The organism is Pyrodictium brockii (assembly GCF_055379715.1).
In genome coordinates this window covers 1545273-1570870 of record NZ_AP042401.1, presented here as the reverse complement: position 1 = coordinate 1570870, position 25598 = coordinate 1545273, and the positions used below count along the sequence as shown (strand labels likewise).

The window sequence follows — 25598 nt, the reverse complement described above, 5'->3', positions numbered from 1 at the left end:
AAGGGGTCACCTCCTCTTCACATACGAAAGCAGCTTGAGGGCCTTCTCGGGCTGCTTCTCGGCGAGCGTGCCCACGACTATGGCGTCGGCGCCTGCCTCCACTAGGCGCCTGGCGTGCTCGGGCTCTCGGACCCCGCCTCCGGCTATCAGTATGGGCTCCTCAGCCGCTGTCCTGGCGTAGCGCACAGCCTCCGGCGGCACCGGGCGCGGAGAGCCTGAGCCCGCCTCCACGTATATAGCGTGGAAGCCGAGCAACTCCGCCGCCGCCGCGTAGGAGGATACCACATATATGTTGTCCAGTGGTATCGGCTGCGCCCTGCCAACGTGGCCTGCAGCGCCCCCATGCCCCACTATTATGTAGGCTGTTGGTATAGCTTCGAGGCCTAGCCTCTTCACCAGGAGGGCTGCCGACACCTGGGCGCCGATAAGCCAGTACGGGTCCAGGCTGTTGAGCAGCGACATGAACAGTATAGCGTCAGCGCTTCTAGCCACGTTGTTAACGCCACCGGGGAAGAGTATCGTAGGGAGCCTTACTCCGCCGCTGCGGAGCTTTCCAATATACTCATCTATATCGTAGGGCGTTATGTTCAGGCTGCCCCCTACCAGCAGCGCGTCGGCGCCTGCCTCCTCGAAGCGGGCCACGATCTCTAAACTTAGAGGCTTCTCGGGGTCCGACAGGAGTAGGAAGAGCTTTTCACCAGACTCTATCTTCCTTCTCAGCTCCCTCTCTACTCTCCCCGGCCTCGCCACCCTCGACCGCCTCCTCGCCCTCCTCTTCACCGGCCTCCTGTGAGGCGAGCTCACTAAGGGATATTGATGCCTCCTCCTTGGTGAAGCTGTACTCTATTTTGCCCTCCAGGTACGCGTCGAGGAACTTCGAGTAGACGTCGACTGGGTGGAATATCTCGGGCACCCACATCTCGGCGTACAGGCCGCAGCGGCCACACCTTATAATCGCCTTTACCTCGCCCTTCTCGTTCCTCTCCTTCTTGTTTATCTCCACGGTGAGCGCCTTAGCGCCGCAATGGGGGCACTCGAACACGGTTGGAAGGGTTCTTGGAGCCCTCAGCAGCTGTGGCTTTCTCCTCTTCCTCCGCCTGCCCACTCTCCTACACCACTTCCCAGCGGACAGCACAGGTACAAGTAATTATAATCTCGCTATGCGCCGTGCAGGCTGCCTACCCCGTGCAGCCCGCCTCGCGCAGCTCTGAGCCATACTTGCGGCTGAGCGCCTCCTCCACGTCGACGCCCACAAGGGATGCTATACTAAGCACCCACGCTATGACATCGGCGAGCTCCTCGGAGACCTGGCGCTTGTCCCCCTTGAGGAGGGCCTCGCCGAGCTCGCCCACCTCCTCAACAAGCCATGTAAAGGTCGCGTAGACCCCTCTGCCTGCGTCCCTGAGGCCGAAAGCCTTTCCCATAGCTCTCTGTATACATGATATGTCCAAGAGACAGCCCCTCAGCCCTCCCTCAGGGCGTGATGGAAGCCTGGTATGCACGCCAGGGAAATTGTGGCCGAGCGTGGCTTGCACTAGATTATACTGAGGAGCACCACGGCGGCTATGAAGCCTACCGTTATGATTACAACATGGGTGGGCTTCAGCTTTACTAGTGCCTCCTCCTCGCTGAATGCGAGCAGCCCGGCTGCTGTGAACACTGTAGGCGAGGTATCCCTTGACTTCTCCTCCTTGCTGCTCTTCTTCTTATTGGAGCCGCGTGCCATGGCTCCGAGCCTCCGGCCCCCTGGGGGTGGGCCCTGGGCTGTGAACTTATCCTCTTCCCTCCGGGGGCGCCTCCCTGGTGGGCTCCACAGGAACCCTAGGGGTTGTATGACTAACTGGTACACTTGTTTGCTTACAATACTATGTTTGTTGGGGGGAGGTACCCCTGCTCTTCTACTGGAGCCTGGATCGGGGGTCTTGCTGCTCTTCTCTCCGGGTGGCGGCACGTTTATGGATTAGAATGTTTGATTTAGACAAACACTTTATTGGAATAGAATTAACGGTAATATAAGACTATTCATAGCATGTAGACTTGCTGTTTTCCACTCCGACCTCGGTCTACCCATGACGTCTGGAGTGTTTGCGGAGTGGAAACCACGGGGTCTCCCCGGGGCCGTGTCTCGGCGGCTCTGTGCTGCTGGACGGCACGTGTCTCTCCAGGCCGGTGGCCTCACTGTGGGCTCCAGTGGAAGCAGAGGGGTCGTTTACCTATAGGTTAATCCTAGGGCTGGCTACGGGGGTGCGGGGAGGCTCCAGCCTTCTCTCCCCAGGGGCGCGGCCCGGCGGGGGCATCAGGTGGTGGTAGGAGGAGAGGGGTGGAGTGTAGCACCCTAGGAGCTTGTACTCAGCGGCCCTGCAGCCAGCCTCTACAGGCGGGGTCTCGCGGACGCAGAGGTACTCCGCGTTTAATGTCAGCCTTCCTCTATGCGGCTTGGCCTGCCCCCCGGCCTCGACTAGGCTCCCGCTGGGTAGGCGCAGGACGATCCGGCGGAGCCTTCCCGTCTCCCTGTAGAACGCAGTGTCTATACACCCTGTCTCGTCGCATATACGTGCTAGGACGTGTCCCCCCGGGAGCCTCTTGACGTCCTCTATCCTGCCCTCCACTACAGGGTTGTCGTATGGCCTCACCCTGGCTACCGGCTTCCTTCTCAGGTGTGCCCCGGTGGCCTGGTTGCTGCGGAAGATGGTCCAGTGGCTGGGCTCCTCCCCGGCCTCTATAGTGTCGAGGGCTTTGAGGAGGATGTCCGGCCTCTCCCCCCGGACGCCATAGAGGACGGGGTCGTATCCGTGGGGTGCTATGAGTACTCTGCCCTCCTCGTAGTCGTAGTTCATGAAGGTGTAGGGCCTTGTCTTCAAGTCATACTCTATTACGCTCTCCTCGTCTATCCTCCTGGGCTTGGCCCAGTTCTTCAGCCTCCTATAGGCTAGGAGCTCGAAAGTGTAGTCGCTCAGTACAGCTCCAAGCGCGGCTAGGGAGCCTACGAGGCCGCGGGAGCCGGCCCCTCCATAGCCAGCGGTCAGGGTGGCCGTCTCCCGGAGGCACTTCTCTGCCAGGCGGAGCGGCACTGACTCATGGACCGCTCTGAGGTAGAGGCGCTCTAGGCACCTAGGCCTATGCTCCATGTAGTCTTCGAGCCTTTCGGCGTCTTCGAGGACCAGTATAACGTAGGCGGCCTTGCCCTCCGGGGCGGTGGCGTACAGCCGGGAGGCCTTCCTCACCAGCTGGGCCAGCCTCTCAGCATCGCTGCGTGAGTCCACGTGGAGGAGGAGTGCTACCGCGCCGTTACCCCGGGTCTTCCAGGGCACGGCTGGGTTGAGGCGGATGAGCCAGGGGTAGTCTACGGGCTCGTAGCCCTCCCGGAGGGCCTGGTGGAGGATTATGGAGGCGAAGTGGGTGGTGCAGCCGGCGAATGCCGTGTCGAAGCTGTCGAGCCCTATAGCGGCTATCAACTGTATTTGTGCCCTCCCGTGTGGAGAGGAAAGGGCTAGCGCGACTCGTGCCCCTTAACAACTATCATTGTCAGTGTTGAGCGCACCTTGGGGGAGCTCCTCAAGCTCTTATACACTATGTCCCTGAGCTTGTTCATGTCTTCGCTCTCTATTATAGCCACTATGTCGTAGAGGCCGTAGACCATGTAGACTGCTTTGACCTCCGGCATGCTCTTCAGATTTTCAAATACCTCCTCATCGGCCCCCATCTCGGTGTTTATGAGTATTATGGCCTTGGGCATATGCCTCACTCTCCCCTGGGGCCCTGCTGCGGCGGGGCCACGGGTAGCCTGGAGGGACTAGGGCATGGTATATAGGTATATAGGGTGTCCTGTCTGGCCCACGCATTTGGCTCTACCCCCGGGGCGTGCGCGTGTATTGGATGGTGTTGGCCGGGGCCCTAGGCTCTATGCCGTGTACATGAGGCATGACAATCCACGGTACAACACTGTGGCCAAGCTCATACGGCTCGGGCTGGTCGAGGAGGTTAGGAGGCCCCGGCCGGGCAGCCTCGTTCTCGATCCCCTCTCCCCCTACCCTGTCTCAGGTAGCGACCGGGGCATAGTGAAGACGGGCGGCGTCTGCGTTGTCGACGGGTCCTGGAGGAGGGTCTCCCGGGTGCTCCGGCGCCTTTCCGGGGTTCGGAGGAGGCTCCCCCTGCTCCTTGCGGCTAACCCGGTCAACTATGGAAGGCCCTTCCTGCTGAGCAGCGCCGAGGCTCTCGCGGCAGCACTCTACATAACCGGGTTCACCTGGCTGGCGTGGAGGCTTCTCTCGGTATTCAAGTGGGGTCCAGCATTCTTCGATATCAACGGGGGATTACTCGAGGAGTATCGTGGCAGGACGCAGGGGGAAGTCCTGGAGGCTGAGTGCAGGATTCTCCGCTCAAGGTATGACGTTGAGCTGGGCGACTGCAGCCCCAGCAGACTTCTCGAGATGTATAAGCGGGTTGTGGAGAGCTACGAGGTGGAGGGTAGGTAGGGGTGGTGCGGGGGGTGGGATTTGAACCCACGCAGGCCTACGCCAGCGGGTCCTAAGCCCGCCCCCTTTGACCTGGCTCGGGCACCCCCGCGCCCTGGCGTGATGGGCCCGGTTGGGGCTCCTCCCAAGCGCCACCATGGAGCCGGGTAGGGGCTTAAATGCGCTTATGTCCCTGCCTGGGTCTCTCCGGTGCCCCGCCTCCGGCCCCGACGGTTGCCTCGGCAAGCATCACGGATACCTTATCTGCTATCTGCTCGGCCAGCGCTAGCTTCTCCATGGTGTCTGGCAGGGCGTCGAGAAGGCTCTCCAGCATGCTCCATACCCTTCTAGCTGCCTCGGCGAGTAGCTTCACACGGGTATCTGGGTCCACGCCGGTTATGAGCCTGCAGACCGCCTGGGCGCCCGGGCTAAGGCTGCCATGGGTGTAGCGCGACACTGCAGCCGGGCTCACACCCATTATCTCGGCCAGGTCTTTGGCGGCGTAGCCGCTCTCCAGCGCGATCTCCACCAGCCTCCTCCTCGTGGCGGGGTCCAGCTGGGAGAGGGCGCTGCAGAGCGCATGCGCCTCCACAATCACACCTGGTCTTCTCCTCTTCACTATGGGAGCCCCTTCTTAGGGGTCGAGCCCCAGCGCCGAGAGCACTCTCTCCAGGGACTCCAGCGTGGGGGCCTGCTTGTAGCTCCTCAGGGCCTCCCGCAACTCCTCGCCGGAGCCGCTGAGCCGGGTGCATCTCCTCGTCAGGCTTAGGCGCCGGAGACCGGCTAGGAGCTGGGTTAGGTTGCCAGGCTTTCTGCTCAGTGTGCTGGAGTCGTAGTCGACTATGTAGGGCTCGAGGCTCTTCTCGTCGATCAGGACCTGGCCCCCGGGTCTTGCAAGCTCCCCGTGTCGGAGGCCTAGGCGGTCCAGCCGGTAGGCCTTCCAGATGAGGCGGCGTATTAGATGCCGTGCAGCGCCGCAGCCTATCTCATTCACCTCGTCCAGCCTGGGGCCCAGCACGGCATCCGCGACCAGGTAGAGGCGGCCTGCGGTGTAGAGCCTCGGGGCGGCGCCCAGCCAGGCGGCGGCAGCCCAGGCTGCGGCCTCCCAGAGTATAGTGCTGCGGCGCGATTGCGGGTGAAGGGCTTTGACCGCGGCGACTCGGCCGCGCCAGATTGCGAGGAACACGTTGCCGGCCCATCCCCTTCCCAGGAGCTGGTACCCTCCGGGCAGCCGTATCCTCCCCGCGTTCACGTAGTGGGTCACGCCGGCCTCCTCTAGCTCCTCGAGCAGTTCTCTGCAGAGCCTGCTGCCGGGGTCTGGGTAGCAGACTGCAGGTGTAGCCTTCCTCAGCTCGATAGCCCTGGCTTCAGCCAGCTCGGCGCTCTCGCCGCCTCTCTGGCTAGCCATTCCAGCTCTTCCCCCCTCAGCTCGCTGGCTGCCGCTGGGAGCGGCGCTATCTCGACCCTGTAGCCTCTCGCGGAGCCTGGGAGCCACTCGGCTAGCCTTCCGCGAAGCAGCTCCACGGCGTCTCGGTAGCGCCTCGGCCTAGCCACGGCTAGGCGGCCGTCCTCCTCGACCCAGGGCCCTAGGGCCTCGGTGTCGCGGCGGTATTTCTCCAGGAAGCGTTCAGCGTTCTCGCCGTTCCAGGCGTGGGGGCCCAGGTGGAGCTCGTAGCGCGGGAGCAGCCTAGATTCAAGCTCTATCGCCAGTGCTATCCTGCCCTCCCCGCCTGCGTGGGCGGAGGCTGCTAGCACTCTGAAGCCCCAGCGCTCCAGGAGGCCCCGGGCCTGGCGTAGTGCCCTCAGCGCAATACCCCACATGTTGTCGGGGGGCAGAGTCCTCCCGGGCTCCATAGCTATGATTACCGTGTTGGATGCCCTGGGGCCGTAGGCGGCTACCACGCTCCCGGGGAGCAGGGGCGGCGAGACGCGGGCCTCGCCGGGGACGCGGAAGAACCTCTTGCTGGGCTCCCTTAGGTAGAGCCGGGCGGCTGTTATGAAGAGGGCTATGCTCCTTCTCGATACGGCGGCGGCGGCGTTGCGTCCCGGGTCCACTGGGTCAGGCACTATCATAGCAGCGCCCCTAAACTTCTTCAACAACTCCCTCCTGCCATGGCGGCCCTCAACGTCTATAATCACTGGCGGCCTCCAGGTGAGGGCCGCCTCCAGGACTCTGCGGAAGCACTGGTAGTGTATCACCAGGAGTTCTGTCAGGTAGCCTGAGAACCCCCTGACAGCCAGCTCGGCCCCGTAGACGCCGACCCCCTTCATGAACGACTTGAGCAGCCTTATCTCGTCTCTCATCTCGGGGGTGGTGTGTTCTATCACGTAGATGCGGTGGAACGGGGTGCGGTCCACGGCGGTGAGCGGCCGCGAGGGGTCGCTTACCGAGCAGCCGGGCACAGCCTCGACCCAGACGCCGTCGACCATGAAGCGGAGGTAGGGGTGCTGGGCATAGCGTAGCTCCACCTTCACCCCCGTTGAGGAGAGTAGTGCGGCGAGCTTCTCCACGAGCCCCGACTCTATGGTTTCCAGGCACGTCTCCTCCGGTAGGAGGAGGAACACGTCTAGATCAACGTCGCCCCTGAGCCAGGTATCCTTGGCGTAGCTTCCCTCGATTGTTACCCTCGCCTCTACACCCAGCTGCCGGAGCGCGTGTTGCACGAGGTTCACTGCCCTGCCGGCAACCTCTCTTAGCCTGTCCCTCTCTTCTGGCGAGGGTCTTATCTCCCTTAGAACATCCTCCTCCACACTGCCGAGTATGCATGCAGCACCCATTACCGCTGCCCCGGAGAGGCGTCGCGGTTACGGCCCTATAGGGGTGAGCGTGCTCCGCCGGGCTAGCCTGGGACCGCGGCTGTGAGGAGGGCTGGTATTGCAGAGAGGCCCTAGAGGGCCTCGATGATGATGGACACCAGCACCGAGCCCCGCTCTAGGCCTGCGTGACGGCTGTCATATGCTGCGGGCGCTGTGGTTAAGCTGGGGCAGGGGCTGGAGCCCCTCCGGGGTTGGGTATGGCGGACTACTTCATGGAGCGTGCCCGGGGGGTTCACGAAGAGCTGCTCCGCAAAGCCCGTAGTATACGGGATGAGGAGCTTCGCTCGGTCACGCTTAGCCTCCTAGAGAACCCTGTCATAACCTTCACCAAGGCGGAGCCTAGGATAAGCTTCTACGAGAGCCCTGCAGCGCCTAAGAAGCACCACGCCTATCCTGGCGGGCTCCTAGACCACACGCTAGGTGTCACCGAGATAGCTGAGAAGCTCGTAGAGGTTTACCAGGGCATCTACGGGGCCAACGTGGATCGCGACCTGGTTGTGGCTGCGGCACTGCTCCACGACCTCTTCAAGTACTACCAGTATGAGCGGGATCCTCTAACCGGCGGGTATAGGCCTAGGAGTGACTGGTACTTCAGCCACGACTTCGCAATGGTTGCTGAGCTGTCGGTGAGGGGCGCCCCGGAGAAGCTGATAAGGGCCGTGGCCGAGACTCATGGAACCGTCCCGTTCACCACTATAGAGTCTCAGATAGTGCATCAGGCCGACTCCACCGACTCAGAGATGGTCTCGCAGATACAGGATGTAATATGGCGTGTATGTCTCGACATAGAGTTGGAGCTGGGCAATGTAAAAGCTGTAAAGATCTTCAATGAGGCTATGAGGAGGGCGCCTATATTCGAGTACGCCAGGCTATACTATAGCAGGGGCCGTGACGCGTTGAGAGAGCACATCAAGAAGCTCCTGGGGCTTGGCGGCTAGGCCGTCCCCTGGGATTGGGGAAACATACATCCCTCAGCCGGCGGGAGAGGGCTCCACCGGGGCAGTGTGGAAGCCGACATATGCGTACACGGCTCCGTGGATGAAGAGGGGTCGATTTGCCGAAGCCCCGCAACACTAGGCCGATGAAGAGCCGTCGGACGTGGAGGAGCCTTACGGCAGGCAGGGCGATGAACTATCCCCTGGCTCCTCTGAGGCATATGCTGAGGCACAATACACTGCACTCATGGTAGGTGCAGCTGGAAGCGGTGTGTAGGCTCTGAGAGGGGTCCGGCTTCATCACCTTGACGGGCTCAGCAGACCGTTCACCGTCTTCACAGCCTCTTTGGGGGCTCGGGGTGAGAGCTCTCGCACATCCCCCGGCGGGGTCGCATGGTTTGCTACTCCTCACAGCCCCTCCACGGCTGGAGGGTTAGAGTGCAGCCTTCAGTATTGAGGCTATGCCTCTAGGCAGCTTGGGGAGCAGGCGTAGCAGCGTGCTCACACTGAGCTCGCCGAGCCCGAGGGAGGTGAAGGCGTCTGTAGGCAGGCTGGTTATTATCCTCGCCCTCGACTCGGGTGACGCGCTCTTAACCTTCTCGAGTATCCTGTGCTGCACGGCTATCCAGCGTATCACTCCGCGAGCCTCCCCTGCGGGGTCATGCCCCCTGATTATCCCGGTGAAGAGGGCGTAGGCTGAAGCTACAGAGGGGCGTATGCCCTCCCCGGTCAGTGGATATACGAAGCCGGCCGCCTCACCTATCACGGGCACGCTTCTGCGCAGCATAGACTCGTCTACGCCGGACATGTTTATCCTGGCCCCCTTCACGGGGGTGAGGGGCTCGGCGCCGTCCCCAAGCCTCTTCTTGGAGAAGTGAGTGAGCCTCCGGCGAAGAGAATCTACGTCCTCATAGCCGCCTACTCCTATATCGACTACTCCCCCCGAGCGGGGGAATACCCAGTAGTAGCCGACAAGCTCTCGGTCGAACCAGATCTCTACAACATCCTCCTCTACCACGTCTCTTGTACGGAATATCTGCTGGACGGCCATTATGGTCTCGCGGGCGGCTCTCGGTAGGCCTACGAGGCCGGGGGCGAGCACTACTCTCTCCCGTGCCTCCAGCCTCGAGGAGCCTATCCGGGGCGAGTAGGGGTTTGATATGTCTACATACCTCTTGTATAGCGTAGAGCCCTCGAGGAGCCGGGTTATGAACAGCCTCTTGTCGATGATGTAGCCCCAGAGCGAGCCGTAGTGCTCGTGTACAAGCTTGCCGTCAAGGTAGACTCGGAACCCACGTATCTCTGTGAGCACAGTGTCACCTGGCACTTTCACGTATTTCTCTATCTGGACGGGGACGGCCCATCCACAAGGCTTCGAGCCCGGCTCAGAGCCCTCATAGACTTCTACACGGTAGCCGCTGCTAGAGGCGTAGTACGCGAAGGCCGCGCCAGCGGGCCCTGCCCCAACCACTATGAAGTCCGGCTTCTCCTCCAACGCCCCGGACCCCCGGGCGGCCTCCAAGCCGGTGCTCGTATGCAGCCTCGTGCTCTACTTCTGGCCGAGCGCAGCCTCTTCAAGCATGGCGTTTACTATGAAGCGTGGAATGTAGTGTAGTACTGAATCGTTCGCGCCGCCCGCTATTTTCTCCGACAGCTCTGTAGCCCTGGCCAGCATGCTCTCTATGACACTATAGGCTTTGTTCATGCCTCCTCCGTTAAGCCATCGTAGAAAGAGGCGTAGCCCCGGCTCCTTGCGGGCTTTCTCACTGTCCCGGCTGTCACGTATATCGTCTGCTATCTGGTATACAATACCTATTATCTCGCCATACTGGGATGCAATATCCATTATAGAGTAGTGGCCTGCCGCTATAACGCCTAGCTCCGCGGCCAGGCGGAAGAGAGCACCTGTCTTGAGCCTTATCATATCCAGGTAGGTGTCGGGGCTTAGCTCCTCGGGCACGGTGAACGCGTCTATAACCTCGCCGCGGGAGATGTCAAGCCAGGCCTTCACTGTGCGGCGTAGCGCCCGCTCACCGTAGCGCTCAGCGACTATCCTTTGCGCAAACGGTATGAGTATGTTGGATACCATCACGGTCTTTTTAAGCCCATATTTCACCCAGGCAGCTTCGCTGCCCCGTCTAATATAGTCCTCGTCTATTATGTCGTCTAGTGCTAGGCTTGCTGCGTGTACCAGCTCAACTGCCACTGCTGCATCTATCGCGTCCTCGATTGATGCTCCGAGGGTTTTGGCCATTTCTACTGCTAGGAAGCCTCTCAGCCTCTTACCGCCCATAGCTATATATTTTGCAGCCTCGATTATACTTGCCTCGGGTAGTTTAGCCAGCCAGCTAGCAATAGCCCTGTCAATGACGTGGCGAGTGGTACGCCACAGCTCGAGCAGCTTATGATCTCGCATACCTGCTCTACCTTTACGGCCTCAAGGATATTTACAAGTAGGCTTCTCTATGCAGTTTCTAAGGAGCATATAGCCCATTTCTGCATGCACTGTCCTGCGCCTGCACTCTTATACCCTTTTCCGCATGTCTAGCCTAGAGCTTGGGGTGTACCGGGTAGTGGCAAGGGCGAGACTATCATACCCCGATGCTAAGTCGTTCTACAACATGCTTGACGCAATATCCAAGATAGTCGACGAGATAACTATGATAATAACAAGTGATGGCGTGAGGGCGGTAGCCCTGGACCCGGCGCATGTAGCACTTATAAATATAGAGCTGCCCCCCGAGAGCTTCATCGAGTACGAGGTTGAGGATGGAGAGGTAAAGCTGGGTTTCAATGTGGCTAACACTGCTAAGATAGTCAAGAGGGGCAAGAAGGGTGACAAGCTGGATATAGAGGTTGACGAGGAGAGGGTAACATGGTCTATAGTTGGTGCCACTATAAAGCGTTATAGGCTTCTAAACCTTGATGTGCCGGTTCCCGAGGTGCCCGAGGCACAGCTTGAGTTCAAGATAAGGATTGCAATGGTTGTAGACCCGTTCAAGAACGCGCTTAAGGATGCCGAGGCGGTGGGGGATACAGTGGAGCTCGAGGCTCCCGATGAAAACACGTTCATTATACGAGGTGTCGGTGCTGCCACCGCTGAGGCGAAGATAAGGAGCGACTCCCCGGCGGTTGTGGAGTTCCATGTGGAAGAGCCCGGCAAGTCAGCCTATAGCATCGAGTACTTGAAGCACGTGTTATCACTGACCAGGGTAGCCGATACCATAACTATAGAGTTCTCGCAGAACATGCCGCTTCGGCTAAAGTTCCAGCTTCCTGCGGGTGGTGGTGTTACCTACCTCCTAGCGCCCAAGGCGGCTTAACGGCCCCAGGGGCTGATGAGACTCCACCGGCTCGACGTAGCCCCTCGGTGCGGTATGGCTTGGGGGATGCAGAGGGCCAGGACAGCTGACCCCTGCACCTGCCTACCTTCTAGCCCTTCTCAGGACAGCTTCCGCTATGTGCCTGGCCGGGTCGATGCCCGTGGCGCTTTGTAGTCCCCTCCAGAGGGGTGATGCGTTCACCTCTATCACTGCAAATCCCTCCTCGTATTCTATAATATCTACGCCAGCATATATTAGGCCTAGGATTTGGGAGGACTTTACTGCGGCCTCCACTATCTCGCTCCGTGGCGACGCTGGAACGGCCCTAGCGCCTCTCGCTATGTTGGTTTTCCAGAACCCGTGGGGGGCCTCCCGGTAAATGGCTGCTACTGCCCTATCCTCCACAACAAATACCCTGAGGTCTCTGTTGCCCTTCTTCTCCAGGTAGCGCTGCAGGTATATGGGCTGGTTGAGTGAGAGGAGCAAGTTCACAATATAGTATGCGGTATCAATGCTGCTGACCATGAAGGAGCCGAGGCCCAGGCTTCCAGTGATAGGCTTTAGTACGGCCCTTCCTAGCCTCCCCACCTCCATCAAGGCCTCGGAGGGGTTCTCGGATACAACCGTGTAGGGGACCGGGATCCCATGCTTGCTGAGCAGGCGGAGGCTTGTAAACTTGTCACGGGCAGTAAATATGGCGTCTGCGGGGTTAACTACGAGAATGCCCTCCGACTCGGCTGCCTTCAGGAACGCATGGCGATACATGTACTTCTCAACGCTGAGTCCGCGGCCGAAGCCACGCACGATTATAGCGTCTACATCGAGGCACCGGCCGCGGTAGCGTAGGGGGCATTGTGAGCCTACTCCCACCCCAGTATGCCCCCATACCATGTAGACTGGTTTCGCCCCTAGCTCGGAGAGCGCTTTCATTAGTCTCCTAGAGCTCCATGTAGGCTGTGGAGAGTTGTGGAGGATGGCTACTCTAGTCACGCCCCAATCCCCCATCATCCTTAGAGGAGGCGGCCGGGGCCTTCTCCTCGCCGCTCCTTTAGCCCGCAGCTCTACCCGCGCCTTGTTGCATCAACCACCTTCTCTATTATAATGGAGCCATAGATGGGAGCCGTCAGGGGATCTGTATGCATTACTAGCTCTATCACGCGCGCCTCCTCATTCATGTACATGGACTTTTTGAATCTTACCTCTCTCATTACATCCTCCTCTACATCAGTTAGCATGGCTAGTATTTGGGGGCCTAGTGCCCGTGTAGAGAGGTGTACTAGGAGGCTGGAGAGGGGGTAGATGCGTGTGTTCTTCTGATAGCCTGCAAGGATGTAGGCAGCTGGGAGCATTGTTGTTGACGCGTATACATCCAGCTCCCCCCTTCCTATGAGCTCTCGGATCGATTCTATGGTATCCTTGTATGCGTCTATGAGGCTCTCGTATATGGCGGATATGTTTGATACCTCATCAATGAGCCTCTTGACCCGCACCTTTATGCTGCTCAGCTTATCCGCCAGGCTTGCTGCAGTCTTGGCGGCGATCAGCAAATAGTGTAGGGATGGCCTCTGCGAGGCAACCTCCACCAGGCTGTCACGGCCTACATGTTTAGCGATTATTCCTGGCAGAGGCGGGGTTACGGCCACTAGCCTAGCGCCGGTAAGGCGTGCAGCATCGGCTGCTCGCGCTACAATGTTCTCCGTGCCGGGCTCTGCGAAGAGAACTATTAGAGGAGATTCTTCATGATAGGCGAGGGTGTGATATATTACCGCCTCTATAGGGTCTATGTACACGTTGTGGTCAGTGAGCTGCCGTAGAATCCAGTAGAGGAGATGAGCCGAGGCCTGGGCGTAGAAACTGCCGGCGAAGGCGACGTATATAGTTCTCAACGTGCCCAGGCGCTCTACTAACTCCTTAGCCTTGCTGGCGCTATCAGCCTCTATCCTGGAGAGCGTTGCCTGCGTCAGAGCAGCGCTGTCTCGAGGGATCGGCAGCAACTGCACCTCGCCGGGTCGGGGCTCTCGGGAAGCCTCGGTATAAGCTCATACAGGAGCCGGCGGGCCTTCTCGGTGTTCTCCCTCATGACCCTGGTTACCTCCTCGGCGGTTACAGGGCGCTCCGCCCAGACGTCGTAGTCTGTCACGAGTGCTAGCGTGGCATAGCATATCTGGGCCTCGCATGCCAGGTTTACCTCAGGCACCAGTGTCATGCCTATTATGTCGGCCTTGAATACTTCCTTCCAGACCCTGCTCTCAGCCTTCGTCGAGAACCTTGGACCCTCTATGCATATGTACGTGCCACGTTCATGTATAGTGTAGCCTAGGTCTCTCCCCGTCCTTATGATCTCCTGCCTAAGGTGTTCACAGAACGGCTCAGCCATGCTCACGTGAGCTACCACGGGGCCTTCGAAGAATGTGTAATCCCTCTTCTTAGTCATGTCTATGAACTGGTCTGGAACCACTATGTCACCAGGCTTATAGTCCTCGCGGAGGGAGCCAACGGCGGAGACGGCGATTATCCACTTGGCTCCCAGCTTCTTGAGCGCCCATATGTTGGCTCTATAGTTTATGCGGTGTGGCGGTATGCGATGCCCCCTGCCATGCCTCGGCAGGAAAGCTACGCGCCTCCCCTTCACGCTGCCAACTATAATGTAGTCGCTTGGCTCCCCATAAGGCGTGTATACTTTGACCTCCTTCGGATTCTCAACTATTCCCGGGTCGTAGAGGCCGCTGCCACCTATTATGCCGATGTCTGCTACAGCCTCGGGCTTAGGGGGGAACTCTGCCATGCTTATACACCATGTCGAGGCGTTGGGGACAGTAACCGGAGGAATATAATGGTTAACAGTGGCTCTGGCTACAGGCTCCGCGGTTTACGGGCTACTACGCCCTGAGCCTTGTCGTTGAAGTGTATATTGGTGAACCCTGCGGCCCTCAGTCTCTCAACAACGCCCCTTACGATGGGGCCGCGGCCGTGGCCTCTGGTCTTCATGGGCTCTCCTGTATAGTGGAAGAGCACGCCCCCGGGCTTCAGTACGCGGTAGATCTCGCGATAGAATACGCTGCTATATAGCTCCCCGGCCACGTTGAACCTTGGAGGGTCATGTATCACGCGGTCGAAGCTGTTGTCAGGCAGGAGCCCTATTACTTGGGAGGCGTCGCCCAGAATGATTACCGCCCTCCTGTCGGCTAGCCTCTTGCTCGACGGGTTTAACTCAGCCAGTGCCAGCACTTCCCTGCTAACCTCTATTGTGTAGACTCTGCTTGCTCCCCTCTCTAGCGAGGCTATGGCGGTATAGCCTAGGCCTGTACATACATCAAGAACCACGTGCCCGCGTTTTACCCGGGCGGCGGCAACCTTGGCTCTAGCATCGCTCACGGGGTCCATGCCTACTATGCGGTGCATGTGTATGCCGTTGATAATCAATGTGGGGGTTTTGAGGCCTCGAGGGTTGTGGAGCCTCATGTAGGCTCCTGGCCGCCTAACCTCAATAGGTATGAGCCCCTTTCCCGTAACCATGTACATGTAGTCTTCCCGCAGGAGCCTGGCCTCAGCACTATCGAGTGTTACTGATATAGCTCCATTGATGCTTACTTCTAGTACCCCGTCGGAACATGATACGGTGGAGTACCCCCACTCTATGCGCTCATTTCTCCCCTCACTGCACTCTGCTGCCACGTCAACCAGCAGGTAGCCTGGCACAGCGGCTCTGCGTGGCTGAAACCTATAAACCTCCAACCCGTAGGTCGTGGGCTCCAAGGGCTCCCCTGGCACCCGAGGGTTTAGAGGATCCGTGGTCTCCCGTGTTTACCCTGGCGTGTCTACCTCAGGCTAGGGGATGATGTGCACGACTCACTCTGACGCGCTGCCGTATGGTGATGGAGGTTTCGGCTGACCCTTGTTCCTGGACTCCAGTAGGGCGTCTATGTAGGTTTTTACTGCTAGCGCGTGTTTGCATAGCCTTCCATAGTATGATGCTGGGCATGTGCATCGTAGGTAATTTCTCCTTGGACTGTAGTAGACGATGTATATGCCGTGCTTCCCCTGACTGTTGCAGCGTACGTCCCGGGCGCTACAATCCTCATGTATATTATTCTTCCCTGGTTTACTATACGAGCAGCCTCTGGCAGCAGTCTCTTTTTAGAGCTCTCTGGCTTGTTCTCGGACCCACCCGGCCTATCGGCTGCAACAACTTGCTGCATACCCGGTAGCCCGGAGGACGTGTGAAAGTGAGGCTGAGCCCTAAGGGACCCGGGTGTAACTAAGCATGTCAGTTACCAGCTTGAATACCCTCAAAGGGGTCCTAATGCTCACCAGGCCTCATAACTTGTTTGTGGCTATAATCACTACATTCATAGGCTACGGCCTAGTGTCCAGGATATATGGGCTCCCCTTACTATCCTCATCATTCATATACGCTACAGCTGTAGTCGTATTTGTAGCTGCGGCTGGCTATGTAATAAACGATTACTATGACGTAGAGACGGATAGGGTGTCAAAGCCCTGGAGGCCTCTTGTGACTGGCATAGTAGCGCCAACCACTGCAAGGCTCCTAGCATATATACTATACCTGGCTGGTATGGTGGTCTCCCTTGTCCTAGGCTTCTGGCCGGCGGTATTTGCAGCGCTAAACGCGGTGCTGACACACGAGTACTCGCGTTGGGTTAAAAAGACCGGTTTTCTAGGCAATCTGCTAGTGGCACTGAACTCCGCTGCAACCATACTCTTCGGAGGCCTCGTAAGGAGTCTCGACGCTAACTCCCCGGTACCCTACCTCGTCCTGCTACCATCACTCTATGCTTTCCTGCTCATACTGGGAAGGGAGATAGTGAAGGGCATAGAGGACGTGGAGGGGGATAAGCGCATAGGAGCAATGACTCTTGCAGTCAGCTGTGGAGTCCACTGCGCTAGAAGTGTTGCTGCACTACTCCTGCTCGTAGTAGTTGCTATAAGCCCATTGCCAGCTCTGCTAGGGCCGTACAACCTGGCTTACCTAGCGCTGGCGCTTGTCGTGGACGCGAGCATTATCTTAGCGATACATGCACTCTACAATGGTCATGAGGCTCGGCATATAGTAGAGGCCTCCAGGAGAGCCAGGAGCCTCCTTAAGATAAGCTTACTCGCCGGGGGCCTCGCTTTCGCCTTGGGCCTCTTCTAGCCCTTTATCCTGAGGAGACCTACGGCCCTAGGAAGCGGGCTCTGAGAGGTCGATGCTCAGCATAAACCGCCTCAGGATAGGGTAGCCTCTTCACAGCCCGTGCGTAGCACGTCCAGCATCGATGCTATAGCCCTACGCAGCCTATCCAGTTTACGCTTCCCCAATGCTAGGTAGGAGTTGAGGAGCTCAGCCAGCAAGCTATAATTCCGCGTGGCTACGAACCTTCCCCTGAACATTATAGGTATGTCTATCCGCTCGGTGCCGAATATGAACATGTAGTAGGACCTGGATGTATAGCGGTACCCCGTATACTTATAGCCAGCCCTGACAGCTATGCTGGCTAGAAGCTCTGCCATAGCAATGCTGCATGTGTGGAGCGCCAGTATTGGGGGCTGTGCGGCTGCCCAGAGGTAGCTATGGTTAGCGTTCATGGCCTCTCTGACGGCCTCCTCAAGCTCTTGTGGCCCTATGGGCTTATGCCACTTTCGTACAATACCTCCATGCCTCTTGTCGCCGGGCGTGGGTGCGGAGAACACGGCTATGCGGCCACTGCAGGAGCTGGATGTTGCTATGCATGGTATAGAGTTCAGAGCTTCAAGAACATCCATGATGTCTTGGTCTAGCTCGTTTCTTGTAGACGCCTCACGGAGGCTTTCAAGGAGTCTTCTACGCAGGCCTCGCCACTCAGCGGTGTTACATGTACTCGGCTGTGGAGCCACATGCATACATTACACCTAGCCATGCGGCTAGTGAGGCGTAGCCGCTGGCCCTTACGGGGTTGAAGAAGAGTATCAGCCCTTCCCCAATGCCCTTGACTTCGCCTATTATGCTGACGTCATTCACGGACAGTATCTTATTAATAAGTCTTGCCCTGGGTCCCACTATCTCGTATATATTCTCTATGCAGCAGCTGGGGCTGGGCTTCCCAACAGCACCCGCCGGGTGCAACGGGTTGTGCGAATACAGGTTGCCGCATATGCCACCCCTTTCCTGCACTTCGAGTCCACCATAGTCCTTGGATACTACCATTACCCCGTTCAGGCCTTTCCTTACCACGTTCTCGAAGAATTCCTCATAATCCACCTCAACAACCCGGATGCCTGGCGAGCGTATGAGGGCGGCAACCTCTTCCGACGCTGCTACAATGCACGTCCTATCCCCGGGAACCAGCCTACCATACCCCCATGTTGATGCATGGACTGTCACTCCGCTATCGCCGCAGCCGGGCGGGCATATGATGCTGCCCACGCCTACTACCTGCTCCACGGTGAACCCGTTATTCTCCAGAACAGCGGTGAACGGCATGTCCGCAATCATGCACTTACACTTGCCCCCAGATATTATTGAGAGTACCTCCCTGAGCTTCCCCGGCTCCGAGAGCAGATGCTCTATGAGGTATACAACGCTGCCAGCAGGTATCTGCGGCATGGCATCGGCACCCCTCAGCAGCCTGGTTACACTTCATCGCGTCGCTCAGCCCTTACATGGGTCCTCATCGGGCAGTTGCTATGAGAGAGCCTAGCCTCTATCTACCCTTCGCCCTATCTGAGCAGCTAATTCTGGGGCCTTAGAAGCCTTGATGAGGCGGTGGCCGAAGCGCCGCGAGTTCCTAGCCTACTACCTGCTATTGAAGTATGCGGGAGAGAGCGGCTCCAAGGACACGTGTATAAACGCGGGAGAAGCGGTTGACGTCTTGACAGTACTAACTGGGAGCAAGAGGCTTGCGAGATCGCTGCTCCGGCAGCTAGTAAGGAAGGGGTTTCTTCAGAGGGCCAGGCCCATGGTGTACTGTATACGCAGCCTCGAGGAGCTTCTAGACGAAGCCCTTACCCGCTACATTGCCGGGAGGCTACGCCGCCGTGGGGTAGAGGCGGAGGTCAAAACTGCCAGCGGCTCCAAGCCAGCCATACTAGTTATGGATAGGGAGTATTGTAGGAAGCTAGCCCAAATAATACCGAGGAGCGGACTAGAGCTGGAGTGCCCGTAGCCTCCAGGGGCCAGGGGCTTCAGCTCTAGTCCTCCTCGTAGATCTCCACCATTATGCGTGCCTTCACCTTGTCCCTGGAGAACGGGGGCGGGGACTCTCCCAGGTCCACTGCGAAGACCACGTTGTTACCAATACTGTCCGTGAATCTTACCTCGGCTATGTACCGCTTCTTAGGTCCCGTCTCAAGCACCTTGAGCACAGCGTCGTATATTCTGCTTAGTGCCATCTGTAGTGCGACGGGGCTGCTGAAGTCCTCCGGCTTCAGCTGTATAGCTTGGATGCCCTGCATTACTTCTCCTATACGTGCCTCCCCCTGGAATATTGCCAGTTTCTTCTCCCCACTATTACCGGTGTCCTGGCTTCTACGCTCCTCACCCATAGCTCCAACCACCGATTTTACCCGGTGATAGTGGAATGGAATACTTAAATAGTCTCCTCTGTAGGGCTAGCCCTAAAGGGGTGTCGTTAGGGAGGTAATTTCGGCCATGAAGGTTTATATTGTTGACCATTTTACCGGCAGCTACGCCCTCAATGAGGATAGGGAACTAGTGGCATACGAGCATGTGTCAAAAAGCCTTGACGATATAGTAGAGGAGGCACTCAAGGTGGAGCGAGGCGAGCCGACGGCAGCGTATCTTAGGCTTCTTGAGAAGCTTAAAGAGAGGGGTATCGCCACCGTAGTCGTTGAGACCACTGAGATGGCCAAGGTGGCATCTAGCAAGGGCTTTGAGGTTGAGGTTAGGCCTGCCAATGAGATAGCCCGCCACTTTAGGAACCAAGCGGCCGAGATAGCCTCCAGCACCGGGTTCGTTAAGGATGTAGACGAGTACTATAAGCTCCTGCATGAATTCACCATTGAGATGACCCGGAGAAAGCTACGTCGCGCCGCTCAGAAGCGTGACCTCCTAGCAGCCCAGGCTATAAGAGCCATAGACGATATAGATAAGACGACTAACTTGTTCGCTGCAAGGCTCCGCGAGTGGTACAGCCTCCACTTCCCAGAGCTAGACGATCTAGTCCGCGAGCATGAAGACTATGTGAAGATAGTGGCTGAGCTGGGCCACCGTGACAATATAACTGTTGAAAACCTAGTGAAGCTCGGTTTCAGCGAGGAGAAGGCCAAGAAGATTGCAGAGGCGGCCGCTAAGAGCATGGGCGCCGACTACCCGGAGTTCGACATACAGCCTATGCAGAGACTGGCGAGGATCACGCTTGAGCTCTATAAGCTGCGTAGAGACCTCTCAGACTACATAGCCCAGGTAATGAAGGAAGTAGCCCCCAATGTAACAGCGCTAGTCGGCCCACTGCTAGGCGCGAGGCTCATAAGCCTTGCAGGCAGCCTGGAGGAGCTAGCCTATATGCCAGCCAGCACCATCCAGGTGCTGGGCGCCGAGAAGGCGCTCTTCCGCGCCCTACGCACGGGAGGGAAGCCGCCGAAGCATGGCGTGATATTCCAGTATCCCGACATTCATCGTAGCCCCCGTTGGCAGCGTGGTAAGATAGCTAGGGCTCTCGCCGCTAAGCTCGCTATAGCAGCTAAGGTGGACTACTTCACGGGCAGGTACATCGGCGATAAGCTGAAGGAGGCTCTGAGGAAGAGGATAGAGGAGATAAAGAGGATATATAAGAAGCCGCCCAAGAGGAAGGAGATAAAGCCTGCAAAGCCTGCTAGACCCGCTAAACCGGCACGGCCCAGCCGCGGCGGAAAGGGTGGTAAGGGCAGGGGCAGGAAGGGGGGAAGAAAGGGGAGGTAGCTCCCTTGCACGCCCCGGCTAGCCCAGGGGCAGGCTCCATCGTGGAGTAGTATGAGGTGGTAGAGGAATGGTTGAGGTCGTCAATGTATATGAGCATGACCGCTACAAGAACGTCTACGTGGTCGAGCTGGAGGACGGATCCACGAGGCTTGCCACGGTCAACCTAGCTCCAGGGAAGAGGGTCTATGGAGAGAGGCTCTTCAAGTGGGGAGACAAGGAGCTGCGCGAGTGGAACCCCTACCGCAGCAAGCTTGCCGCAGCCCTGCTTAAGGGCATCGAGGAGCTCCCGATAAAGCCTGGGCACCAGATACTCTACCTAGGCGCCGCTACCGGTACAACACCCAGCCATGTATCCGACTTACTGGGCCCCAGAGGCAAGCTCTACGCGCTCGATGTAGCGCCACGTGTAATGAGGGAGCTTATAGCCGTCTGTGAGACCAGGCCCAACATGTTCCCCTTGCTCGCCGACGCTAGGAGGCCCTACGAGTACCGCCACATAGTTGAACTCGTAGACGGGATATATGCTGACGTAGCCCAGCCTGACCAGGCAACCATAGTGGCGGACAATGCTGACTACTTCCTGAGGGAGGGAGGCTACCTGCTAATGGCTATAAAGGCTAGGAGCATTGATGTGACCAAGGAGCCGAGCGAGGTGTTCCGTAGCCAGATAGACGAGCTGAAGAACAGGGGCTTCGAGATAATAGATATGGTGCACCTGGAACCCTTCGATAGGGACCACGCAATGGTGTATGCAAGGTATAGGCCCCAGAAGCAGGGGGCCTAGGAGGCCCCTCAAGGTTTTAGCATGGAGGCACCACTAGGTTGCTATCTGTATGGTGGTAGCCTCCAAGCACCTGCTACGCCCTTGCCACCCCTCGGGGGGCCTCGGGAGTTATGACTATGGATTCTACAGCCGCAGACAAGCTCTATCTCCATCTGTACCGTAGGATACATATGGATAAACAGTTCTTCAGCTCTATTCGCCCCGTGGAGTACAAGCCCCTCAGCGTCCTGCTCGAGGAGGAGAAGCCCAGCGTGCGGTTGGCGTCAGGCAGCCGCCACGTGCTCGACCGGGATGACCTCGAGAGGCTTCGCCAGCGGCTCCCCTGGTACATGCACAGCCTGGTAAAGCTTCCCTTTTACTTCATATACTCGCGCGTGGGCGAAGTGGGCCAATACCGGCTGGCGGGTCCGGACAAGTGGGCCGCCAAGGCCCTGGGCCTACTCCTCGCCGGCGACATAACCGTCGAGAAGTGGAGGCTTACCAGGAGTGAAATGGCCCGCCTGCTCTCCTCGTTTAAAACCCTTATAATCGTCTCCCTATCAATTTCAGTATGAGTGCTGGGTAAAGCAAGGGAGGCTTGTAAGGAGGATGGGGTCAATGCGGAGCCTGGATGAGGTAATGTGGGAGACCATAAGGACGCTACAGTCCCACGGCTATAGCGTAGAGAAGATAGTGTATCCTGAAGACCCTAGGAGACGCAGCATAGACATAGTGGCCTCTCGTAGCGGCGGCAGCCCGCTGCTGGTGAAGGTAGTCGAGGATGCTGCAAGCCTCCAGCCCAGAGAGTTCCGTGAGCTTCGTGGGTGCAGCCTACTACTAGACGCAGCGAGCCTAGTGGTTGCCGACAGGGACGGCGATACCGAGCTAGACTACATGGTTGCCCACGAGAGGTCCGGCGTCTACGTGGTGAACACTGAGGGGCTTGAAGCAGCTCTAGACAACTCCGTCTATGTAGTGAAGAGGCAGGGCAACTACTACATGAGGATAAACGGCGAAAGACTGCGCGAGGAGCGCACCCGGAAGGGATACAGCCTAGGCGACCTAGCATCGCTGCTGAGCGTAAGCCGCAGAAGCGTCTACATGTACGAGCAAGAAGAGGTGGATGTATCGCTGAGCACGGCGCTGAAGCTTATGGAAATATTCGGTGAGGAGGTATTCAAGCCTATACCGATACTTGGCGAGAAGCCCGAACCGAGACGGCACATGCTAGTGAGGCATGGAAGCCCCCACGGCGATGTAGGCAAGGCGCTGGAGGCTATAGCGAGAGCTGGCGGCGACGCTGTGGAGACTAAGCGTATACCGCCGGACGTGGTTGCCAGGATAGGAGCTGACAAGATGCTGATAGTTATAGAGCGTAAGAGGGAACGCAGGCTGGAGAAGAGGGTCTACGAGGCAGCCAAGGTTGCTTCCAGGGTACTTGCCAGAGTGATAGCCATAACCAGGAGGAGCGGTGCCTCGGGCCTAGAGGAATATGGCGCCCAGGTGTATAGGAGCCTCGAGGAGTTCGCTTCCGAGGTTGAATCTGGGGAGCCCGGTGAGGCTCACGAACGACCTATAGGTAATAGCTCTTAAAAAGAAGGCTACCGACCCGTCGGCTCCCCCTGGGAGCCCTGGTTGGCGATAAGGCTGCGTGACCGCGTTTATATAGCCGATCTCCTCGGTAAGGGTGAGGTGGGGAAAGAGTATACCGTAGCCGGCTGGGTGGACACGGTTAGAGCTCATGGAGGCATCGTCTTCATTATCCTCAGAGACCGCACTGGAAAGATGCAGCTTGTCGTCAAGAGGAATGTCTCAAAGGAGTCATGGAAGATCGCCAAGAGCTTGAACCCGGAGAGTGTTATAGCTGCGAGAGGCGCTCTGGTGGAGAGCAAGGCCGCCCTAGGCGGCCGCGAGCTCGTTGTTAGCGAGCTAGTTGTCTACTCCGAGGCCGAGCCGCTACCCATAGATATAAGGGACTATCGGAAGACTACACTGGCGAAGAGGCTTGACTGGAGATTCCTCGATCTGCGAAACCCCAGGAACATGTTGATATTCCTAGTGGAGGCAGAGATGGCCAGGGCTGCCAGGGACTGGTTCTACGAGCACGGGTTTGTGGAGATATTCACACCCAAGATAGTCGGCGCAGCTACAGAGGGCGGTGCCGAGGTCTTCAGCTTGGTTTACTTTGATAAGCCGGCCTTTCTCGCGCAGTCTCCCCAGCTCTACAAGCAGATGGGCGTCATATCTGGCTTCGAACGCGTCTTCGAGATAGGCCCGGCCTTCCGTGCCGAACCTCATCATACGACGCGCCATCTGACAGAGTACACTAGCCTCGACCTGGAGATGGGCTTCATAGACAGCTTTGAGGACGTGATGGACACTGTTGAAGGCGTTGTGAGGGCTATGGTGAGGCGGGTTATAGAGGTCTACGGTGACCGGATAAGGGAGTACTTCCCGGACGCCAGGCTCGAGGAGCCTAAGGAGATACCGAGGATAACCATACGTGAGGCGTACAAGCTCCTGGAGTCAGCTGGTGTACCGGTTGAATGGGGGGAGGATTTGAGTAGTGAAGCGGAGAGGAGGCTCGGCGAGATAATAGAAAGGGAGTACGGCTCCCCCATGGTGTTCGTTACCGAGTACCCGTGGCGCGCCAGGCCCTTCTACACGATGAGAAAGCCTGATGACCCGGAGTGGACGCTTAGCTTCGACCTGCTCTTCCGTGGGCTCGAGATAGCTACCGGCGGACAGCGAGAGCACCGCTACGAGGTGTTATTGAGGCAGATAGAGGAGAAGGGGTTGAACCCTAAGAGCTTCGAATGGTACCTCAACATGTTCCGGTTCGGAGCCCCGCCCCATGGAGGCGCGGGGATAGGCCTGGAGAGGGTTGTAATGCAGCTGCTCGGCCTCGGGAACATACGTGAGGCACGGCTGCTTCCACGTGACCCGGAGAGGCTGGTGCCATAGTCCACCCTTCTAGCAGGGTTGGGTCAGCCCCCAGCGCCTCTTCATCGGGGCGGTATTGGCCTCTGCGTCGTCTAGCCTCATCACGCCGGCCTGGATGCTACGGAGGAATGATTATAAATGATTATTCGGGAGCAGTCTTATTTAAACGGGGTTAATGATGGGGCAATCGCATAGCAGCCACCACGTGGTGCTTCATCGGCGCTGGCCCTTCGAGGAGAAACCCCTGCTAATATTCTGGGAGACTACTAAGGCTTGCATGCTAGCCTGTAAGCACTGCCGTGCTTCCGCGATCCTTGAGCCCCTGCCCGGAGAGCTTAGCCACGAGGAGGCGGTGAGGCTCATCGACGATATAGCTGGCTTCGGCAAGCCCTCCCCGATACTAGTGTTTACCGGTGGAGATCCCTTGATGAGGAAGGATATATGGAGCCTTGTAGCGAGGGCCAAGGAGCGCGGGATAAGAGTTGCTATGGCTCCTGCTGTGAGCCCGAAGCTCACAAACGAGGCTATAAGTAAGATGGTTGAGCTCGGCGTTGACGGTGTGAGCATAAGTATTGATGGGAGTAAGCCGGAGATACATGACAGCATACGCGGTATTCCAGGTGTTTTCAATAGGAGCATAGAGGTCATAAAGAAGATGATGGGCTTTGGTCTACGTGTGCAGGTAAACACGGCCGTCATGCGTGACAACGTGGAGGATCTAGCCGACATGGTTAAGCTCCTGCTAGACCTTGGTATACGCGTCTGGGAAGTCTTCTACCTCATACCCGTCGGCCGTGCCCAGAGGGAGCTTGATCTAACACCCCAGGAGTGGGAGGATGTAAGCCACTTCCTCTACGAGGCCTCTAAGTACGGCATAGTAGTGCGTACGACGGAGGGCCCCATGTTCAGGCGCGTAGCTATAATGCGCAGGCTACTCGAACTCCACGGCTATGACCCCGACGAGGTGTTGAAGCCTGGGCCGCTCTACCGGCGCCTAGTCTCCAGGCTTCGCAGCCTCCTTGGGGAGCCCCGCGGCAAGCCATTGGCTTCGACCACCGGCACGCGCGACGGCAAGGGCATAATATTCATCTCTCATGACGGCCTGGTCTACCCGAGCGGCTTCATGCCCTATCCCGTGGGGAGTGTGAGGAGGGAGAGCATAGTAAAGATTTACCGGGAGAACCCGGTGCTCAGGAAGATACGCGCCGCCGAGTTCAGGGGGAGGTGCGGCGCCTGCGAGTTCCGCGACATCTGCGGTGGCAGTAGGGCCCGCGCCTACGTGCTGCGCGCCGACCCCCTGGGTGAGGACCCCGCGTGCCCCTACACTCCTGGAGAGTTCGCCAGGCTCATTGAAAAGCTCGGCCTAGACACCCGGAGGGCTGTCGAGGAGATAGAGGGGCTGAGGCACGTGCTCCCTCCCCTACCCGGCGAATCTCCGGGCTCCTAGCCTTACCCCGCGTATAAATG

At 58.2% G+C, this 25598-nt stretch carries 30 protein-coding genes and 1 tRNA gene; 11 read left to right on the top strand and 20 right to left on the bottom strand.

What is annotated here, in order from left to right:
• Positions 1-6: 6 nt before the first annotated feature.
• From ACZ42Y_RS08430 to ACZ42Y_RS08405, 6 genes are all read right to left on the bottom strand, one after another.
• Complete coding sequence (locus ACZ42Y_RS08430) at positions 7-750, bottom strand: phosphoglycerol geranylgeranyltransferase (protein ID WP_058370425.1); 744 nt, start codon at positions 748-750, stop codon at positions 7-9.
• Complete coding sequence (locus tag ACZ42Y_RS08425; protein ID WP_058370426.1) at positions 695-1105, bottom strand: zinc-binding protein; 411 nt, start codon at positions 1103-1105, stop codon at positions 695-697. The genes ACZ42Y_RS08430 and ACZ42Y_RS08425 overlap by 56 nt, the downstream gene beginning before the upstream one ends.
• Before the next feature lie 73 nt (positions 1106-1178).
• Positions 1179-1424, bottom strand: coding sequence for a MazG nucleotide pyrophosphohydrolase domain-containing protein (locus ACZ42Y_RS08420; RefSeq protein ID WP_201783077.1), 246 nt, complete (start codon positions 1422-1424; stop codon positions 1179-1181).
• A 110-nt stretch (positions 1425-1534) separates the two neighbouring features.
• Positions 1535-1726 (bottom strand): preprotein translocase subunit Sec61beta, encoded by a 192-nt coding sequence (locus tag ACZ42Y_RS08415; RefSeq protein WP_058370428.1) that lies wholly within the window; start codon positions 1724-1726, stop codon positions 1535-1537.
• Positions 1727-2213: 487 nt separating this feature from the next.
• Positions 2214-3455 carry a TiaS agmantine-binding domain-containing protein gene (locus ACZ42Y_RS08410; RefSeq protein WP_058370429.1) on the bottom strand — a complete coding sequence of 414 codons (1242 nt, stop codon included), beginning with the start codon at positions 3453-3455 and terminating at the stop codon, positions 2214-2216.
• A gap of 35 nt (positions 3456-3490) precedes the next feature.
• Positions 3491-3736 (bottom strand): Lrp/AsnC ligand binding domain-containing protein, encoded by a 246-nt coding sequence (locus tag ACZ42Y_RS08405; RefSeq protein ID WP_058370430.1) that lies wholly within the window; start codon positions 3734-3736, stop codon positions 3491-3493.
• Positions 3737-3872: 136 nt separating this feature from the next.
• On the opposite strand from ACZ42Y_RS08405, the gene ACZ42Y_RS08400 reads away from it, so the two are divergent.
• The gene (locus tag ACZ42Y_RS08400; protein ID WP_070807809.1) at positions 3873-4475 is read left to right on the top strand and encodes a DUF367 family protein; all 603 of its coding nucleotides are present in this window, start codon (positions 3873-3875) and stop codon (positions 4473-4475) included.
• 3 nt (positions 4476-4478) lie between these two features.
• Here ACZ42Y_RS08400 and ACZ42Y_RS08395 read toward each other — a convergent pair.
• From ACZ42Y_RS08395 to cca, 4 genes are all read right to left on the bottom strand, one after another.
• Positions 4479-4566: transfer RNA gene (locus tag ACZ42Y_RS08395), tRNA-Leu, on the bottom strand.
• Positions 4567-4629: 63 nt separating this feature from the next.
• The gene (locus ACZ42Y_RS08390; RefSeq protein WP_058370431.1) at positions 4630-5052 is read right to left on the bottom strand and encodes a hypothetical protein; all 423 of its coding nucleotides are present in this window, start codon (positions 5050-5052) and stop codon (positions 4630-4632) included.
• 36 nt (positions 5053-5088) lie between these two features.
• Positions 5089-5862: a hypothetical protein gene (locus tag ACZ42Y_RS08385; RefSeq protein WP_058370432.1), complete on the bottom strand. Its 774-nt coding sequence runs from the start codon at positions 5860-5862 to the stop codon at positions 5089-5091.
• The gene (gene cca, locus ACZ42Y_RS08380) at positions 5802-7232 is read right to left on the bottom strand and encodes a CCA tRNA nucleotidyltransferase (protein ID WP_058370433.1); all 1431 of its coding nucleotides are present in this window, start codon (positions 7230-7232) and stop codon (positions 5802-5804) included. Before cca ends, ACZ42Y_RS08385 begins: the two co-directional genes overlap by 61 nt.
• A 236-nt stretch (positions 7233-7468) precedes the next feature.
• Here cca and ACZ42Y_RS08375 point away from each other — a divergent pair, with 236 nt between their 5' ends.
• A complete protein-coding gene (locus ACZ42Y_RS08375; RefSeq protein ID WP_058371353.1) occupies positions 7469-8209 on the top strand; it encodes an HD domain-containing protein in 741 nt (246 codons plus the stop codon).
• A gap of 430 nt (positions 8210-8639) precedes the next feature.
• Here the strand turns inward: ACZ42Y_RS08375 and ACZ42Y_RS08370 are convergent, their stop codons facing one another.
• Both ACZ42Y_RS08370 and ACZ42Y_RS08365 read right to left on the bottom strand, forming a co-directional pair.
• Positions 8640-9701 carry an NAD(P)-binding protein gene (locus ACZ42Y_RS08370; RefSeq protein WP_464735470.1) on the bottom strand — a complete coding sequence of 354 codons (1062 nt, stop codon included), beginning with the start codon at positions 9699-9701 and terminating at the stop codon, positions 8640-8642.
• Positions 9702-9755: 54 nt separating this feature from the next.
• Complete coding sequence (locus ACZ42Y_RS08365) at positions 9756-10622, bottom strand: polyprenyl synthetase family protein (protein ID WP_058370436.1); 867 nt, start codon at positions 10620-10622, stop codon at positions 9756-9758.
• Positions 10623-10746: 124 nt separating this feature from the next.
• On the opposite strand from ACZ42Y_RS08365, the gene ACZ42Y_RS08360 reads away from it, so the two are divergent.
• Positions 10747-11529 carry a DNA polymerase sliding clamp gene (locus tag ACZ42Y_RS08360; protein WP_070807810.1) on the top strand — a complete coding sequence of 261 codons (783 nt, stop codon included), beginning with the start codon at positions 10747-10749 and terminating at the stop codon, positions 11527-11529.
• A gap of 102 nt (positions 11530-11631) precedes the next feature.
• Here ACZ42Y_RS08360 and ACZ42Y_RS08355 read toward each other — a convergent pair whose 3' ends face one another.
• From ACZ42Y_RS08355 to ACZ42Y_RS08335, 5 genes are all read right to left on the bottom strand, one after another.
• Positions 11632-12519 carry a RimK family alpha-L-glutamate ligase gene (locus ACZ42Y_RS08355; RefSeq protein ID WP_464735469.1) on the bottom strand — a complete coding sequence of 296 codons (888 nt, stop codon included), beginning with the start codon at positions 12517-12519 and terminating at the stop codon, positions 11632-11634.
• A gap of 71 nt (positions 12520-12590) precedes the next feature.
• Positions 12591-13523, bottom strand: coding sequence for a MurR/RpiR family transcriptional regulator (locus tag ACZ42Y_RS08350; protein ID WP_058370439.1), 933 nt, complete (start codon positions 13521-13523; stop codon positions 12591-12593).
• Complete coding sequence (locus ACZ42Y_RS08345; RefSeq protein WP_058370440.1) at positions 13490-14314, bottom strand: S-methyl-5'-thioadenosine phosphorylase; 825 nt, start codon at positions 14312-14314, stop codon at positions 13490-13492. The genes ACZ42Y_RS08350 and ACZ42Y_RS08345 overlap by 34 nt, the downstream gene beginning before the upstream one ends.
• Positions 14315-14382: 68 nt before the next feature.
• Positions 14383-15285, bottom strand: a complete 903-nt coding sequence (locus ACZ42Y_RS08340) for a methyltransferase domain-containing protein (protein WP_058370441.1) — start codon at positions 15283-15285, stop codon at positions 14383-14385.
• 93 nt (positions 15286-15378) lie between these two features.
• Positions 15379-15552: an SWIM zinc finger family protein gene (locus ACZ42Y_RS08335; RefSeq protein ID WP_464735795.1), complete on the bottom strand. Its 174-nt coding sequence runs from the start codon at positions 15550-15552 to the stop codon at positions 15379-15381.
• Between the two features lie 241 nt (positions 15553-15793).
• Between ACZ42Y_RS08335 and ACZ42Y_RS08330 the strand changes: the two genes are divergently transcribed.
• Complete coding sequence (locus ACZ42Y_RS08330; RefSeq protein ID WP_083494451.1) at positions 15794-16684, top strand: geranylgeranylglycerol-phosphate geranylgeranyltransferase; 891 nt, start codon at positions 15794-15796, stop codon at positions 16682-16684.
• A gap of 71 nt (positions 16685-16755) precedes the next feature.
• Here the strand turns inward: ACZ42Y_RS08330 and ACZ42Y_RS08325 are convergent, their stop codons facing one another.
• Positions 16756-17403, bottom strand: a complete 648-nt coding sequence (locus tag ACZ42Y_RS08325; protein WP_168371227.1) for a tRNA-wybutosine modification methyltransferase TYW3 — start codon at positions 17401-17403, stop codon at positions 16756-16758.
• The gene (locus tag ACZ42Y_RS08320) at positions 17378-18112 is read right to left on the bottom strand and encodes a hypothetical protein (protein ID WP_058370444.1); all 735 of its coding nucleotides are present in this window, start codon (positions 18110-18112) and stop codon (positions 17378-17380) included. The genes ACZ42Y_RS08325 and ACZ42Y_RS08320 overlap by 26 nt, the downstream gene beginning before the upstream one ends.
• Positions 18113-18260: 148 nt before the next feature.
• Here ACZ42Y_RS08320 and ACZ42Y_RS08315 point away from each other — a divergent pair, with 148 nt between their 5' ends.
• Positions 18261-18671: a hypothetical protein gene (locus ACZ42Y_RS08315; protein WP_058370445.1), complete on the top strand. Its 411-nt coding sequence runs from the start codon at positions 18261-18263 to the stop codon at positions 18669-18671.
• Between the two features lie 25 nt (positions 18672-18696).
• On the opposite strand, the gene ACZ42Y_RS08310 is transcribed toward ACZ42Y_RS08315, so the two are convergent.
• Positions 18697-19050 carry a hypothetical protein gene (locus ACZ42Y_RS08310; RefSeq protein WP_058370446.1) on the bottom strand — a complete coding sequence of 118 codons (354 nt, stop codon included), beginning with the start codon at positions 19048-19050 and terminating at the stop codon, positions 18697-18699.
• Between the two features lie 106 nt (positions 19051-19156).
• On the opposite strand from ACZ42Y_RS08310, the gene ACZ42Y_RS08305 reads away from it, so the two are divergent.
• The 6 genes from ACZ42Y_RS08305 to ACZ42Y_RS08280 all read left to right on the top strand — a co-directional run bounded on the left by ACZ42Y_RS08305 (position 19157) and on the right by ACZ42Y_RS08280 (position 25578).
• Complete coding sequence (locus tag ACZ42Y_RS08305) at positions 19157-20425, top strand: C/D box methylation guide ribonucleoprotein complex aNOP56 subunit (RefSeq protein ID WP_464735468.1); 1269 nt, start codon at positions 19157-19159, stop codon at positions 20423-20425.
• Between the two features lie 67 nt (positions 20426-20492).
• The gene (locus ACZ42Y_RS08300; RefSeq protein WP_058370448.1) at positions 20493-21209 is read left to right on the top strand and encodes a fibrillarin-like rRNA/tRNA 2'-O-methyltransferase; all 717 of its coding nucleotides are present in this window, start codon (positions 20493-20495) and stop codon (positions 21207-21209) included.
• A gap of 116 nt (positions 21210-21325) precedes the next feature.
• The gene (locus ACZ42Y_RS08295) at positions 21326-21763 is read left to right on the top strand and encodes a DUF61 family protein (RefSeq protein WP_058370449.1); all 438 of its coding nucleotides are present in this window, start codon (positions 21326-21328) and stop codon (positions 21761-21763) included.
• 43 nt (positions 21764-21806) lie between these two features.
• A complete protein-coding gene (locus ACZ42Y_RS08290) occupies positions 21807-22781 on the top strand; it encodes a helix-turn-helix domain-containing protein (protein WP_464735467.1) in 975 nt (324 codons plus the stop codon).
• 42 nt (positions 22782-22823) lie between these two features.
• Positions 22824-24152 carry an aspartate--tRNA(Asn) ligase gene (gene aspS, locus ACZ42Y_RS08285; RefSeq protein ID WP_058370451.1) on the top strand — a complete coding sequence of 443 codons (1329 nt, stop codon included), beginning with the start codon at positions 22824-22826 and terminating at the stop codon, positions 24150-24152.
• A gap of 154 nt (positions 24153-24306) precedes the next feature.
• The gene (locus tag ACZ42Y_RS08280; protein WP_070807811.1) at positions 24307-25578 is read left to right on the top strand and encodes a TIGR04053 family radical SAM/SPASM domain-containing protein; all 1272 of its coding nucleotides are present in this window, start codon (positions 24307-24309) and stop codon (positions 25576-25578) included.
• The last annotated feature ends 20 nt before the right edge of the window (positions 25579-25598 follow it).